Consider the following 14,936-nt stretch of genomic DNA (forward strand, 5'->3'; position numbering starts at 1 on the left):
GTTGAACAGCGCTGTTGCGGCGCTGCCCCTTGTATGAAGGTATATACAATCTACTATGCTCCGCTCAGGCTGCCGGAAGATTCTCCGCCCCTCCGTGGGGTTCGGCGAGGATCCATCCCTCGAAAAGAGGTCACCATGGGGCATAAGCGCCTGGATTACCTTCTTCATCGATCGGAGAACCTCGCGAAACGACGGCTCGAACTTCTGCCTCTCCGCGGTGACGGCGCAGCGCGCACTGATATTCAGGGGCGTGCTCCCGGGGCGAGTACCACCAGCGAGGGCCTGGCCGACCTGATCAGTTCCATCTCGACCGTCGGTTTGCTTCACGCCGTCCTCGTCGAGGAGGTTGGGGCGACGGGCGCGGTCGTTCATCGTCTCGTCACGGGTGAGCGCCGTCTCCGGGCGATGCGTTGGGGTGCCGTCAACCTGCCCTCGAACCCCAACTTCGCGAGACTCCCTGCCGTCGTGTGCCCAGGGCCTCTAACCGATGAGGAGCGTCGCGTTTGGCAGTTGGTGGAGAACCTCGCTCGGGAAGATCTCCAACCGGGGGAACTTGCTCGTGCTCTCCTTCTGGAGCGCAGCGCGCTGCTGGCGGACAACCTCGTTCAGGCCGGCCTCGCGGTGCCGTCACGGCTGTCGGCGGACCCTGTCGCGCGCTTCCAGCAATTGGAGCGACTACGTGGCACGAACGTAGGGCTCGCGGCTCCGTGGGAGGTCGTCCTGGGGCGGCTTGGGCTGCAGTTGAGTCCTCGGCGCGCGCGAGAGTTGGTGAGTGCGTTCCGCTCGCTACCTCGCGAGCTGTCAAACGAACTCGACGAGCACCAGGTGGCACTCCATGCCCGAGGCGAACTCGCCCGGGTCGCTCGGACTCGACGTCAGGATGCCAGCGAGGTGTGGAAGGCCGTGAAGAGACTTGGCCGACCGGATCTTCTTGGTACGGCCGCGCGAGTAGTTGTGGCGAATCCTGCGCTTTCGGCGAGGGAAGCGGCGTCGGAGGCTCAATCCTTGCGAAGTCGAGCCAACGACAGCCGCAGTGTCACCTTGAGCACCCGAGCCGAAGGGCACCGGCGGCGCGGAGTCGACGACGAGGTGCATCGGGTGTTCATGGACAGGGTCGTCGTTGGGCAGTGTTTGCGTGCCCTGCGCCCGGTTGCCGATGGACTTCATCGAGGAGAGATTGTCGGGCCCAATGAGAGCGGCTCGCTGAAGATGCTGATCACGGCGATCGACAGCAAGCTCATTTCAGACGACGTGGTCGCATGACGGACTTGCCCTTTCCGCGGTTCGGCCCCGCGCTCGCTCCGGCGGCGTCCTGTGATTGTCGAGTCTGCCCGTTCAACATGGACAATCCGAGTGCTGCCGAACCGATTTGCGCGGGGTGCTCATCAACGTGCGAGTTCTGTACCTGCGCGGCGTCCGAGGGATCTGCAGTGGACCACGCGGACACGTGTGCGGGTTGCTCGATTCGTTGTGGGTCGAGGACCGACATCCACGCCTGGATGGCTGACGTCGGCGGAACGCTCCTGTTCGACGATATCGGTGCCTCGGGTGAATGTCCGGATCTGCCGTCGTATGTTCCGCAAGTGGACGGGAAGGTGACGTCGCTCGATGGACGGCTGTTCTGGCCGGCCTACGCCGTCGGCCTGCGGCGCGTCGTCAGTCCTCGGTCGTTTCGCGTCTCGCCGATGTTTCGTGGGCGCTCCGCGCACACCGCTCTGGGGCTGGGGGCGCAGCAGCGTGCCGTCCTGGTTGGATACGGGGAGGACGCACTCGTGGAGGCCTATTGGACCCACCGTCACAGACGCGGTCTTGCCGAGGAGATCGCCGCCATGGGGTGGGACCTGATCCTGGCCCCGAACCTATCGGTGTACAGAAACCAGCCGCGGGCGGAAAACCTGATCAACATGAGACGGAATCTGATGGTTGCCAGCGAACTGGCCGCGTTGGGAGCGACTGCGGCGCCCTGTTTGTACTGGCTGCGGTTGGAGGATCTTCACCGCTACGCCGTTTGGAGCCAGGGCAATGCGGACCGGCTTCCGGCGGTTGCGGTAAATCTCCAGACGTTCCGATCCTCGGCGGACTGGGAGGAGATCGCTGTGCCGGGGCTGGCGTTCCTGGCTGCGACGCTGCCGGAGGATCTACCGGTAGTGATCACGGGCACGAGTACCGCTGACCGTCTCGCTCAACTCGTGCACTTCTTCGGGGCCAGGCTCCGCCTGGTCAGCCAGCATGCCTTGCAATTGGCGCGTCACGGCCGGCTGTTGACCGCCGAGGGTGAGGTGTTTAGTCGATCGTTGCCGGTGGACCTCTTCACCGAGAACGTGCGGCACTACGCGAGCCTCGTGGAGGGGTGCGAGAGGGCGGACGGTGGGCGCGGGTAGCCGCATCCAGCAGCAGTTTCACGTCATTGTACCGAGCGCTTCCGGGCACACCGCCCTTCCGTTCGACGGCGAGCACAGGCCGAACGCCGCGGTTCACGGGGCGGCCGCCCAGGATGTTCTCGACGAACTCGAGGAGGAACACGAGCGTGCCCTGATGCAGGGGGCGTTGCCTCTTGACCCGGAGGAGACGAGTAGCTTTGCGAGCGATGTTGCGGCCTTCGACAGGGCGTACCTCGACGGCACGACGGGGCCGATCGACTATCTGGCGGTTGATGCCACCGGGGGTCTGGCAGCGAGGGACACCGGTCGTCCGTTCGGGGTGAGAATTGAGTTCTGTGCAGACGACAATCGGGTCTTGATGAACATCGCGCGTGAACTGTACGACGCCGGCGTCGCGCGGGACCCGCACTTGCACGGCTTCGACGGAGCACGGGAGTTCGGGTTCTCCGACCGCCCCGATGATTGGCGGCTTGAGGGATATGGGGTTGCCACGGGCACGCTCGTGTCGCCCATGATGTACGACGAACCGGTCACCTGGCGAAACCTCGCGCGCGTCTGTGAGATCGTCGTTGCGCTCGGGGGGTGGCGGGGCCCACCATGGGCGCGCAGGTGGATATTGGATTGCCCGAATATGACCATATCGTTGGGTATCACAATAGTTTACTTCGTGCGTACCTTTCTTGCGAGGACGTGCTTTTTCGCCTGGCTCAGAATCCCGATGCAGATCGTCACAGGGGCCTTCGGTACTGCCTGCCGAACACTGAGCCCGGCGAGCACTATCAGGGCGTGCCCGCCGATCGGAACGGCGAATGGGAACATGCGTTGTGTCTGCGCGGCGTTCGAGGGCTCGAGCGTGCCCACGCGAAGTTTCGGATGAATGACAGTTCGCTCGATCCGGGCACGATCCAGACACGGATCAAGGTGCCCTTGGGGATGGCTGCCGCCGCGGTCCGAAGCTCGGACGCGGAGCAACGTGCTGATGCTCAGGGGCACCATCCCTTGGGATATCACCTGACTCGCTACGGCGCGGTGGGGCCGGGTGATCTCGGTTGGCATGATTCCACCCTTGTCTTCCGTCGCATGGTCGACTACGTGTTCCGGCGGCCGGTGGATAAGCGCCAGGCAACCGCGTTGTTCGCGCGGACCGTTTGGCAGGAGGCGCCCGACATGGAGGCGTGAGCATGGTCTTCGTCACGTACGCCAACTCGCACGGTGGAATGTCACCGCCCACCCCTCCACGGAAAGGCGACGGAAGCCACTATCGGTTCGAACTCGTCCATGAGCAGGGGTTGTTGCGGACCTATGGGGACGACGGTGTCGACCTGGTCGCTGGTGTGATCCATCCGTTCCTGCGCGGTTCGGGCCCTCGTGCGGAAGCCGCCGCCCGTATTCGCGTTGCCGTCCGCACGCAGGTCGTTCTTCAGGCCTCTCTCGCGATGGGCATCGAGATGGAGTCGTGCAACGCGGAGCAGCGGTCTGTCCTGCTGGGCTCGCGTGCGTATCCGCCGACGGTGCGCATGTGGGACGCGCCGGTTCCTCTGGTGCTGGTGACGTCGTTCTACCGCCCTACGGGCATGTTGACGACTCCACGGGGGAACATCCTCTGGCTGGATCCGACGACTGGGGAGTCGTTGCTGTCGTCACTTCTTGCCGCGAACGTGGTGGTACTCGCCGAGCGAAGCGGGTGAGCCGGCCGCGTGGCCGTCAGGCACTCCCGGCCGCCGGTCCATGCGGTTGCCAGCGTCTTTCACTGTGGGCGGGTTGGATGAATCACTGTCGTACTCGCGCAGGGCGTCGGCGAGTCGTGCGCGCGCGCGACTGAGTCTGCTGCGCGAAGTACTGGATGCGCACTGTGTCGAGCAGTCGTGGTCGGGGAGGACGTGGACGGTGAGGATCTCCCGATCCGGCGGTCTCAGTGACTCCCAGGCCGCGAGGAGAGTGGCGCGTTCGTAGACGAGGTCCGCCACGTCCTCCGGCACTTCCGCCTCGGGAAGTGACTCGAGGAAGTTCTGCAGGCGTGCCTCGCGTCGGCGACGCCTGACCTGATTCGCCGCGACTCCGGCGCAGGCACGTTGCAGCCAGGGCAGGAGGGTATGTCTGTCACCGAGTTCAGCCCAGCGACGCCATAGCACCAGGAAAACCTCGCTGGCGACGTCAGGTGCCCCGTCGGTTCCTACACGCTCTTCCGCAGCGGCCAGAACTTTGCGGTAGTACCGCTCGTAGACCCTTTCGTAGGCTCTGACTTCGTTCACTGCCGCTCCCCCGCCGAGCACCCGTCGTCATGCGCCCGCCCCCGAATGTCGAACCGACCAGCCGTCAGGTTTGCAATCCCCCGACGCTACACCGGAGATCGGCTCACGGAGGCCAGGTTCGCCGGGTTCTAGCGTTCGGCGGGGACGGCGCGCGTGCCGGGGGCCTGCGGGAGGGGCAGGCCACTCTCCTCGGCCTCCACGATCGCCTCTACGAACTCGGCGATGGCCTTGTGCGCGGCAGGCGACAGGGACTTCTCGCCCACAACCACGAACCGCACACCATTGTCGACGGGAGGTGCGGGTGAACCGATGAGGTCGTCGGGGGAGACTTCGAAGTAGTCGGCAACGAGTCTGAGGACGTCGGCGCTCGGGTTCGTCCTCTGCCCGGTACCCAGCAGGCGGAGGTATTGGCCGCTCACAGTCGGCGGTTGGGACGGAGCGTCGGGCCCACGGCCCGCCCCAGCAGCGCTCTCAGCAGCCAGGTTGATCGCTCGCGCTGCGGCCTCGTAGTTCGGCGCGTCTCCCTTGCTGCGGGGGAACCCGGCGCGGGTCGGGCTGCCGTCACGAAGCAGACGCATGAGCCTGCGGCTCCGTTCGCCTTTCGCATCGTTTCCGGTGTCCAGCATGTCCGTGCTCCTTGTCGCCGATGCCAGGGGCGTCCCCTGGCATCGTTCACGCATACGCCTTGGGGCACCCGGTCGCCGTAGCCATGTTGACACTTGACGTAGCCGACGCCCTAGGATCAGCCCCGAATCAAACTATAGTTTGATTCGGGGGAGCGCCTGCGCCTTGCCACCGATCATGCCGGACGGACACGAAATCGCAAGACGTCCGGCCGAATCGGTCCGTTCATGCACCTTGCAGCATCCGAACGATTCGTACCAGGGGGCAACGAAACCACATCTCCAGCGCACCCTCCGGCCCACGGGGACCGGAGGCACCGCGGGCAGCGGGACTCGCGCAACGAACCCGCTGCTTCAATCGACTCACAAGGACGGTTCAGCGCCCGGGTTGCCGCCCGAGCGTTGGGTGAAAAACGTCCGCATACGAGGAAACATGAGAATCGTAGCGCCTCGCTGCGGTGTCGATTCACGCTTGCCCGATACGGAAGCCGGAAATCCGGTAGCGGACGAGGCCGAGTTACATCGCGACGCTCTGCAATTATTCCTGACGACATTTTCCCCACGTACGACGGTCCGCGTCGCGGATCGTTGCGGTGCCTCGGGGAGTTGGCTGAACGCCTACGGAAGCACCGTCCCCCTGTCCGCCGTCGACGCCGAACGCCCCGTCGCCATGCACCTGCGGGGCAGGACCGAACCACGTATATGGCCCTTCGACTTCGATGCGCGGTCCGGTCCCGTAGGCGCGCAGGTCGCCTGGTTGACCAGCGTCGCCGCCGAGTGTGGCGTGCGTGTCGTGCAGGTCGCCTCGGGGCCTACCGGTGGCCGCCACCTGTGGATGGGTTGTCCCGATGGCCTCCCGAACACTCTGTTGGAGCGATTGACGAACGTCGGCTGGGCGTTGTCCGGGCCGGACGGGATTCTCTCCGCACTCGACGTCGCCCCCTGGCTCAACCTTCGTCAAGGAGCCATGCGTCCACCCGGCTCACCGCATCGGCTCGGCGGATTCGCCGAGTTGCTGCACCACGCGCCGGCGGAGGCTGTCGGAATTCTGGAAGCCGGTTCGTCCCGGAGCGACATCGCCGAACTTGTTCAGGCATTGGAGGCGGTGGCGCGACGGTCCGGCGCGCGGCGTCGGCTGCCACGCGGCGCACGTGCGGCGGGGCTGCCACCCTCGGTGGCAGCGGCACCATCGCGGCGACCCGTATCGGTGGACGAACAGGGTCACCTTCACCTCGGACGTGATCGCCGTGACGTTTCCGCCGCGGGCCGTCTCCTTTTGGCGACATCACTGCGGCCGTCCACGGACCATTCCGCACACGCGTTCGCAACCCTGCTCACGCTCGCCCTCGGCGGCTTGAGGCATCGGGACGTCGCCATGCTCGTGAAGGACGGCGAGTCCTCACCGGGACTCGAATACTTCAGATCCGCTCGGCACGTGGGCAATACCCGCGTTCCCCGGGCCGACGGCGAAAAAGTGCTCGCCCGTCAGTGGCGACTCGCCGTGGAACGTGCCTCGCGACTCCCCCCTCGAACGGGGGACGCCCAGATTCCCGACGACACCGCCCTCGTCGTCCATGATCTCCTGCTGCGCTTGGAGAAGGCGGATCCGCACCGCTGGACCAGGCCTTCAGGGCCTGCAGATTTCGCGGTGCTCAATGCCGTGGCGCTGGTGTGCCTGACCGTGGGAAAGCGCGAAGTCGCTCTGGACGTACGACGTCTCGCGCTTCTCACCGGACGCAGTCACGACACCGCGGCCCGTGCCGTGCGACGGCTCGTGGCGGACGGGTGGCTCGGCGTCGTCGCACGCGCGGATGCCGAGCGGTACCGCGCACGGGTGCTGACGATCGCCCAGACCCATGTCTGTCCGACCAATCGGCAGCACGTTTGCGCCGTGCCCCCGGTCGCCGGGTCTGACACACCAGAGAACACCCCCCACATACGGCGGACGCTCCGTACCACCGTCGATCTGCTGGGCGCGCCGATCTGGGAAGTCCTGGGTCACCACGCGGCTCGCACCTACCAGGCCCTACGCGCAGGAACGTCCTGTATGGCGGCGCTCGTACACGTCACGGGATACACACGGCGCACGCTCGTCAAGCACCTCAGACGCCTGAAGGCGGAGGGCCTCGTACGTGTTCGTGGAATGTCCTGGAAGGCACGTTCACTTGCGAATGCGACCCGACCGCGTTGGCCTCGAGCCTGCGGCCGGGAGCTACGTTTCCTGCTGGATCGCGCCCGCCTTCGATGGTGGAACGAGGAGCTGAGCGCCATACGTAACTCGTTGCCGGAGGCCAAGGTTGGCAGGCACGCGAATCGAGCGGTTCGTCCCTTTCCACGGCATGAAGACCGGCGTCCCGATCACGGTGCGGCCATCGCCGTCGTCGCCTCGCATCTGGACATCGTCGGGCTCCGGCGCCAAATTGTGGCCGCGGCCCGGGCCGCGGGGCATTCCGTTTTGCGTCACCTGCCGGGTGTGCCAGGGCCCCGTGACGCAACGGTGTTAGCGCCTGTTGCAGCTATTCGGCGGGGTGAAGGCTGCGGATCCAGATGATCGTGCCCCGAAGGTGCAGTCCCGCAGGAAGCTTTCGGGAGTCCTGTCATAGCGGGTTGCCAATCCGCGCCAGGCCTTGTGCTTGTTGATCAGCCGTTCGACGGTGTTTCGATCGCGGTAGAGGCCGACGTCGTGGGAGAGGGGCCGTCCGCACCGGCCACCCTTTTCGTTTCCGGCTGGCGGCTTGGTCCGCCTTTTCGGGGATGACCGCTGTGATGTCGCGTCCGCGCGGGTGGGCGCGGTTGGCGCGGGAGGAGTAAGCCCTGTTAGCGGCCACGGCGTCGGGTCGGGTTCACGGTCGGCCCTACGGGTCGCGCACCCGGACCCTGCGCAGGACGGGGACGATCTGCGGACTGTCGGCGGCCTGTCCCTCGGTGACGGTGATGGCCGACAGGCGGCAGCGCCGGTCGCAGGCGAGGTGGATCTTGGAGGCAACCCGCCTTGCGAGCAGCCGAGTTCCGCCGCCTTCAGCCGAGCCCGGCGTCGGCGTCGGCAGCCGGATCGGCTTGCCCTGATCACGCTTCTCGCCATCCCCCTTTGTCCAGCCGGCGGCCTCCTCCAGGCCGGGCCGAGAGCCTCCTCGCCACGCGCAGGCCCACCGCGTCCTGGTGGGCCCGCACCACCGGGGATTCACGCCGACCAGGGACGGGTCCACCTGCCCGCAGCGGGACCGCCTCGGTGATCATCGCGTCCATGAGAGCAACGAACACACCGGCGTCGCGCCCTTGACGGAAACGACCGTCGACGAGACCCCCAACTCCGACAGCGCCTCCCGCCGCTGGCCGCCGGTGCGAAACCGTCGGATCACGCCCTCGAACCGGTCGCGCAGCCCTCCGGATACGGCCCGATTCCACCCACTGGCAGAAACGGTTCGATCATGGTCGTCGTCGAGTCCACGTCGCGCCACGAAAGGCTTCTACCAGTTCGCGCGCGGAATTGATCACCACTCCGCACAAGCCCTAGCGCGCGGCGCTGTAGTCCTCGGAAGTCGGCCTCGAGCCGCTGCGGGCCACGCCCCCAACCGCGGCTGGTCCGCTGGGAGGCTCGCCGGCTCCTGACGCGCCGCGCGAACTCATCTTCACATTCAGGATGTTCGCTTCATATGCCACTTATGACAGAAAGGGGATTGAAGGGTCTCCGAGAAAAGTTTTCTCCGTGCTGCGCGAAAAAACCGGGGCTGCCGGACATAGACATGTGACGGCCTCTCACCGATGACGTAGGGTAACTCGCGATCATGAAATGATGCCGTCTCTGCGCCGACTTGCGCCGAATGCCGTCTCCAGCTGCGGTCACCGTACTCCCTTCTGTCCGCAGGCGACGTTTTGTTGCACCTTCTTCGCGTGAGCTTGTTCACCTCACGGCAGAGGAATCGGTGATCGCTCGTGTGCGTACGGTGGGCCTCTCGTGTTCGCGCGGTCCCTGGGGGAAAAGATGGCAACAGTCGCGGAAGTTGACCGACCCCACCCTGCATTCGACTTCGACGCTGCTTCTTCGGGGGTCTTTACGGGGCCGGATCATCGACGCGTGCGGGCGGCCGCGGCGGAGTGGCAGCGGCGGGTCGCGTGTCCACGTGACTTCGGTGTGGGGGCCGTGGTCGACCTCCACCGTCAACTGTTCGACGCAGTGGCGCCGTTGCAGGTGATCCGGGTATCGGAGAACACGCCCACCATGTGGGTCGGCGCTCGAGATGCCGATTATCTCACCTGGCCGCCCGGGTCGGCCCTGTATCGCTTCCATCAGGCGGCCCAGGTCCTGCTCAAGGCTCGCTTGGGCCCCGGGGCGGACGAGCGGTGCGACGAGGTCGCTCGTTGCTTTGCCACGGGCCTGGTGGCCCGCATGATCCAGGAGAATGTACCCACCGGTTGGCTCACTCGCGCACGTGCACACCTCGCGCTGCGGCAGCTCTGGTGGGCATTATCCGCGGCTACGAACGACCGTCCCATCTACCGGCGTTGCGCGATTGGCGACTGCGCGCACCTGTCCGACGTGACGTTCCGTTTGGCGGACCGTATTACGGACCTCGAGTCCAAGTTCCACGAGTTGCGTCCCTACTTCGACCGTGATGTAGCGGACTCGACTTTCAAGACATGTCACATGGTGGGCGAGCGTGACGACGACGCGATCGGATACGCGGAGGCCGCTGTCGTCACGGCCGCGGTACATCGCCGACGACGCGGGTCACGCCCGGTCCCGGAACATCGCAGGATCGACTTGGCCTCCGGACCCGCGACTGCGGGGATCGAGGACGAGATGCGTCGAATTCTGGCCCTGTCCCGTGCCTTCGAGACGGTCAGCAAGTACGTACGCCGACGATGACGGGCCGGCGCCTGGGCGGCAGGAGCAGCGCGTTCCTGTCGTGCCGTCGCCAGCTCTGTCTCCGCTCTCAGCATCGTGCTGAACAAACCCCAGGAGTACGAACCATGAAGGCGAGAGCAATCAACCCGCGCCCGCGACCCTTGGTCGCGGCGGCAAGCGTCCTGACCATCCTGATCAGTCTCCTCATCGGTGGTGTCGGCAGCGCCACCGCCGACGAGATCCGTGCCAGTAACGCCCACTGCGTGCTGGACGTTTCGCTCCGTGACTCCGCGCCGCAGTGCTACCGCACCTTCGACCAGGCCCAGGACTCGGCTCAACATCACAGCGGGGCGAGGCAACCCAGCAATGCTGCCGCGAGTGTCGTGCTGGCCGTGCTCTACAACTACAGCAACTGGCAGGCGTCCGGCGGAACTCTGACGCTGACGGGAAACACCGGTTGCGGAGGCGGAGGCTACTGGACGAACAACTTCGCAGGTGGCTTCAACGACTGGGCCAACTCGGTCGAAACCTACAACGGCTGCGGAATCGTACTGTGGGAGCACGCGAACCTGGCCGGCCGCAACACCGGCTATCTGACCAGCAGCAGTGACCTGGGTTGGGCCAACAACATCACCAGTTCCTGGCAGATCTGGTAGTCGCGCCGGATCGCAGGCCGCGGGTGCCGTACACGGCGTCGCCGAGGTACTACGGCGCCCGCGCCTGTTCCTAAACGTCGTCCCTGCCTACGTCCCGTCCAGATCGAGCTCGGGCAGACCGAGTCGGCGACACGTCAACGTTTGATCGAACGCAGGGAATATGCCGGCGTGGCCGCTCTTGAGCGTGCATGCGATCAGATGAGGGACCGGATGCGGTCCGGGGGACGGCTTCCGGACGGGCTGGGGATTTCCTTCCTGGAAGTAGCCGCCGCTCCACAGCGCCTGACAAACGGGAAGCGCTTGGATCGGAGCCTGCGGTCCATCGACGGGAAACACCGTGGTACCCCTGAAGTGCTTCACGTCCGTATCGAGGTGACAACGCACCATCGACTTCTCTCGAGCGGGCTCACGCTCCTTGACCGCGAGGGCCGCCGTCGCCGCTGTTCCTCCGCACAAGAGGACGCCGGTGGCCAGGGCGACCCATCGAACCCTTCCCTTGCGCCGCAGACTCTCGAACCCGGCGTACCACGCCCGAGTCCTGGAGGCGGCCGGGCGGATCCGCTCGGCTTCGGTCCACAGCTCCGGACGACGTTCCGGACTCACGGGATCGCAGGGACGCAGCAGTGCCCTGAGCTCGTCAACGTCATGCTCGTCTTGGTCGCGCCTTCTCACGACGTTCCCACCCGTCTGCCGAACCGGGCGTGGCCGGGCTCCTTGGATCCTGTTCGGGACATCTCGACCCGGAGCAATTGGCGAGCCCGGGTAACGATGCGCCGGATCGATGCCTCGGACTGGTCCATGACAAGCGCGACTTGCGGAATCGACAGGTCTTCGAATGCCACGAGGCTCATCACCTCTCGGTGGAGTTCGGGCAGTTCATCGAAGGCACGGGCGACTTCGAGTTGCGTATCGACGATTGCGGTCCCATCAGGCTCGGCGTTGCCCCTGACCGCCTGTTCAAGTTCGATACGTTCCCGAAGGCGGACCGATCGATCCTCGGATCGGAAATCGGTGAGAAGATGATTGCGCGCAATCCCGAGAAGATAGGGAAGACGTTCGTCCTCGTCGATGTCGAATATGACGTCGCCCTTTTCGAGCGCCGTCACGAAGACACGAGAAGCCACATCTTCTGCGCGCTCGTGCGGGCGCACGCGTCGACTCGTGTAGCGCAACACGGCCAGCCAGTGGCGCCTATAGAGCTCCGTGAAACCTTCGTGATGGAGCGCGCGCAGTCGACCGGGCGGAGGCGGGGCACCGATGTCGTGCCGGTTCTCCACCGCAGCCCTCCAGAGACTCTGGCTCGTTCCGGATGCGGCGTCGGCCTGCCCGGCAAACGGAACCCAGTGTCCCGACCGTCGCCCATTCAGTCTCACCCGGTGTGACCGCGAGACAGCATCCTTGCCGTGAAAATGAGGCGTACGCCACATGTCGGTGCGCTCAAAAGCGCTCAAACCGAGAACGAAGAGGTAGTGGCGCGAAGATCACATCGAGACTTCGACGAGGAGCCGGGCTACGCTGCGATGTCGTGCGCCACAGGGGCGAGGAACAATACCGGCGACTCGGGCCAGGAGACGACGAGGCCCTGGGGACGGTGCCGGAAGTGGACGCGCCGTTGCCCTTCCACCGAACGCCGCGTCGGTGACGAGCAGTCGGCGCGGAACAGGGCCCGTATCTCGCCTTCGCCCGCCCCGGCGTCCAGGCACGATATACGCCACAGTTCGACCGCATCGGAAGTATCGATACCGAGGATCCCAGGGATCTCCGCCGGAATCCATGGGGAGCCCTGCTTCGTCAGCAGGAGATCCCATCTTTCCCGCAGTACCTCTCCCCATGCGCATCGGTAGACGCTGACCGATTGGATTTCCCAATCTCGACCAGTCCCCAGGGACATCCCGGCAACCACCGCAGTCGGGTCCCATCCGAAAGCCATCGACCGGTCTTCACGAGTACGTCCGGAATGGCCGTAATGCATCGACGAACCCCTCGCTGTAGCGAGAACCACCACGATTGCAGCTATCCTCATCGAATCAGTGTGATCATAGGAGCAAGTCTCCCACGCGTCAAGGAATACCCCGACCATTCGGCCGAAATTGAATGTGTATCGGATTCACGCGTTTCGTTCCTGACGGTCACTCAGATACGGTGCTCACCGTATGCTCGACACGTCAATCCGCTTCTCGAGGGCTCGACGCTCAGGAGGTTCCTGTGCCCAGTGGTCTGCCGTCACTCGACCAGATCACCCCCGAGTACCTGCTCGACCTGCCCGCGTCCGAGTTCGCGCGGCTCGTGCGGATGTACTGGCCTCCGGAGCCCGAGGAGCTGGTGGCGTGGCATCTCTTGTGGTCCACGCTTCGCGGGCACCAGGATTTGCGCCGCAAGGGCCTGCGCGTCCTGGACGAGGAACTCGATCGTTGCCAAGTGGAGATCGCCGCGCTCCGCCGGCGTATGCCCGTCGACGACGGGGTGATGCGGGGGCCCAACGGCTACGTGTCCTTGATGCGTGACGCACGAACCCGCCTCAGCGCTCCCGACGGCGAGGACCCTGTTCCTCCGGCACCGTGCCCGGATCACGAGCCGCTTCCGGCCGCTGCGGAACTCACACCCGGACGGCTGTGCGAGCTATCCGAGGAGCAACTGAGGAAACTGCTCCTTGACCACCTCCTTCCGAATCCGGAGAGTCCGGACTCCTGGCGGACTCTGTGGGCATGGCTCCACCGCGAGCCATCGCTCCAGGCACGGGCGTCCGTGCTGTTGCGAGCCGAGTTCGCGGAGGCAGGCCAGGTGCTGAGGACTCTCGAAGAACTCGGGTTCTCACCCCGCAAGGATCCTCTCTGGCGCGGTCCACGGCTTCTGGCACGATCCCTTCGCGAGGGTCTCGACCGGCTGCGGCACGGACCGACCGCGGACCGTCGGACGAACTGGCAGTCGAGCTTCGACGTGTCCTATGTTCGGGACCAAGTGCACCTCCACGTCGGGTCGCATCGGCAGGATCGAGCAAACGTGGGCTGCGCCGCGGACCGGCGTCTGTGGGGGTGCCTCGAATCCGTCCCGCACGAGGACTGGGCGGCGTTGCACTTCTTGATAGAGGCCCTGCTGGACCACCGCGACGTCCTGACGGGCGGCGGCGGTGAAAGGTCGCCGGAACGAGACGACCTGCTTCTCTGGGCGGCGTTGCACGAGTACTCCGTGGACGATGGTTCGGGAACCCGCCGCCCGATTCGACGGCTGGCACCTCTGGTTCGTCGGCGCAGCCCTCTGGAGAGGCTCACGGATCTGCGCCACGCTGTCCGCGATCACCGGCAGCCGACCGTCCGGCCGCGTCCCCCGGACGAGACGCTGTGGACGGCGACGTCCGCCGTACTGAGTGCCGAAGCGTTGCTCGGCGAGGTCGACCCCAGGTCGTTGATGATCGACGCTGTACGTTCCGTGCAGGAGCACAGGGATGCCGTCTGGGCCTCACACCGGGCAACCTCGACAGACGTCATGCTGTGGAGTGCTCTGAAGTGGCAGGTCGTGTGGGATGCCACCGCGAAGGCCGTGTCGCTGGACAGCATCCATCCCCGCCCGGCAGACCATCCGCTGACGCTGATGTGGGCCTGCTTCTACGACATCTACGACCGCGAGTTTGCGATCATCGGCATCGAACAGGAGGAGGTCTGGCAGCTATTCGGCCCGATCGTGGAGGACTCGAGTGTTCCGCCCGGCCGACGTCACGAACGGATCATCGCGGAACTGGACCGTCGCCGCCGTCCTGCGTAGAGCGCCACTCACCGCCCGTCGGCATGCCCGGCCGCCGGTTCAGATATGCGATTCGTCCTCGGCGACGCCGGGGCACTGGGCCTCGAGGGCGACGGGCCGTTCATTGGGGGCAAGGAGCATGGCCCTGACCACGGTGCCGGGGACGGCTCGGACATGTTCCCCGGGGATGAGCGGGCTCACGTGCAACGCGCACGACAGCAGATACCTGGCGAGCACCGTACTGTCCCCGCCTTGAAGGTGAATCTCCGAGCTGGAACCGGTGAGTGTGGCACTGACGCGCACCCTGATGCGACAGCAGATGGGTGGCCAGGTTGTGCTCCATTGTCCGATGTCGCGGAGCGCACTCACCAGGGGCCCTGTGGTGTCGCCCAGCGGTTCAAGTCTCGACGTGTAATTGCGCGGCGGCTGCACAACGGCGA

12 protein-coding genes and 1 pseudogene are annotated in these 14,936 nt (G+C 65.6%); 9 read left to right on the top strand and 4 right to left on the bottom strand.

The features are described 5' to 3' along the window. Positions 1–135 precede the first annotated feature (135 nt). The 5 genes from B4N89_RS45030 to B4N89_RS45050 all read left to right on the top strand — a co-directional run bounded on the left by B4N89_RS45030 (position 136) and on the right by B4N89_RS45050 (position 4,069). A complete protein-coding gene (locus tag B4N89_RS45030; RefSeq protein WP_078982497.1) occupies positions 136–1,263 on the top strand; it encodes a ParB/RepB/Spo0J family partition protein in 1,128 nt (375 codons plus the stop codon). A 236-nt stretch (positions 1,264–1,499) separates the two neighbouring features. After that, complete coding sequence (locus B4N89_RS45035; protein WP_235619371.1) at positions 1,500–2,381, top strand: DUF4417 domain-containing protein; 882 nt, start codon at positions 1,500–1,502, stop codon at positions 2,379–2,381. Beyond that, on the top strand, positions 2,368–3,258 hold the full coding sequence (locus tag B4N89_RS45040; protein WP_078982499.1) for a hypothetical protein: 891 nt from the start codon (positions 2,368–2,370) through the stop codon (positions 3,256–3,258). The genes B4N89_RS45035 and B4N89_RS45040 overlap by 14 nt, the downstream gene beginning before the upstream one ends. After that, the gene (locus B4N89_RS45045; protein ID WP_078982500.1) at positions 3,255–3,560 is read left to right on the top strand and encodes a hypothetical protein; all 306 of its coding nucleotides are present in this window, start codon (positions 3,255–3,257) and stop codon (positions 3,558–3,560) included. Before B4N89_RS45040 ends, B4N89_RS45045 begins: the two co-directional genes overlap by 4 nt. A 2-nt stretch (positions 3,561–3,562) precedes the next feature. Continuing rightward, positions 3,563–4,069, top strand: a complete 507-nt coding sequence (locus B4N89_RS45050; protein ID WP_143658332.1) for a hypothetical protein — start codon at positions 3,563–3,565, stop codon at positions 4,067–4,069. Here the strand turns inward: B4N89_RS45050 and B4N89_RS45055 are convergent. Both B4N89_RS45055 and B4N89_RS49310 read right to left on the bottom strand, forming a co-directional pair. Further along, positions 4,022–4,633 carry an RNA polymerase sigma factor gene (locus tag B4N89_RS45055; RefSeq protein WP_161501040.1) on the bottom strand — a complete coding sequence of 204 codons (612 nt, stop codon included), beginning with the start codon at positions 4,631–4,633 and terminating at the stop codon, positions 4,022–4,024. The two genes, B4N89_RS45050 and B4N89_RS45055, sit on opposite strands and share 48 nt — an antisense overlap. Positions 4,634–4,761: 128 nt before the next feature. Beyond that, complete coding sequence (locus B4N89_RS49310; RefSeq protein WP_143658333.1) at positions 4,762–5,259, bottom strand: hypothetical protein; 498 nt, start codon at positions 5,257–5,259, stop codon at positions 4,762–4,764. A 430-nt stretch (positions 5,260–5,689) separates the two neighbouring features. On the opposite strand from B4N89_RS49310, the gene B4N89_RS49315 reads away from it, so the two are divergent. Continuing rightward, positions 5,690–7,807, top strand: coding sequence for a hypothetical protein (locus B4N89_RS49315; RefSeq protein ID WP_143658334.1), 2,118 nt, complete (start codon positions 5,690–5,692; stop codon positions 7,805–7,807). Here the strand turns inward: B4N89_RS49315 and B4N89_RS45080 are convergent. After that, positions 7,773–8,686: pseudogene (locus tag B4N89_RS45080) on the bottom strand (IS5 family transposase). The gene B4N89_RS49315 and the pseudogene B4N89_RS45080 sit on opposite strands and share 35 nt — an antisense overlap. A gap of 711 nt (positions 8,687–9,397) precedes the next feature. Between B4N89_RS45080 and B4N89_RS45085 the strand changes: the two are divergent. Next, positions 9,398–10,123 carry a DUF6545 domain-containing protein gene (locus tag B4N89_RS45085; RefSeq protein WP_143658336.1) on the top strand — a complete coding sequence of 242 codons (726 nt, stop codon included), beginning with the start codon at positions 9,398–9,400 and terminating at the stop codon, positions 10,121–10,123. A gap of 104 nt (positions 10,124–10,227) precedes the next feature. Next, positions 10,228–10,758 carry a hypothetical protein gene (locus B4N89_RS45090; RefSeq protein ID WP_143658338.1) on the top strand — a complete coding sequence of 177 codons (531 nt, stop codon included), beginning with the start codon at positions 10,228–10,230 and terminating at the stop codon, positions 10,756–10,758. 668 nt (positions 10,759–11,426) lie between these two features. On the opposite strand, the gene B4N89_RS45095 is transcribed toward B4N89_RS45090, so the two are convergent. Next, positions 11,427–12,035 carry an RNA polymerase sigma factor gene (locus B4N89_RS45095; RefSeq protein ID WP_161501041.1) on the bottom strand — a complete coding sequence of 203 codons (609 nt, stop codon included), beginning with the start codon at positions 12,033–12,035 and terminating at the stop codon, positions 11,427–11,429. Positions 12,036–12,963: 928 nt separating this feature from the next. Here B4N89_RS45095 and B4N89_RS45100 point away from each other — a divergent pair. Then, positions 12,964–14,517 carry a hypothetical protein gene (locus B4N89_RS45100; RefSeq protein WP_078982510.1) on the top strand — a complete coding sequence of 518 codons (1,554 nt, stop codon included), beginning with the start codon at positions 12,964–12,966 and terminating at the stop codon, positions 14,515–14,517. Positions 14,518–14,936: the final 419 nt, after the last annotated feature.

It is taken from the genome of Embleya scabrispora, assembly GCF_002024165.1.
Lineage (GTDB): Bacteria > Actinomycetota > Actinomycetes > Streptomycetales > Streptomycetaceae > Embleya > Embleya scabrispora_A.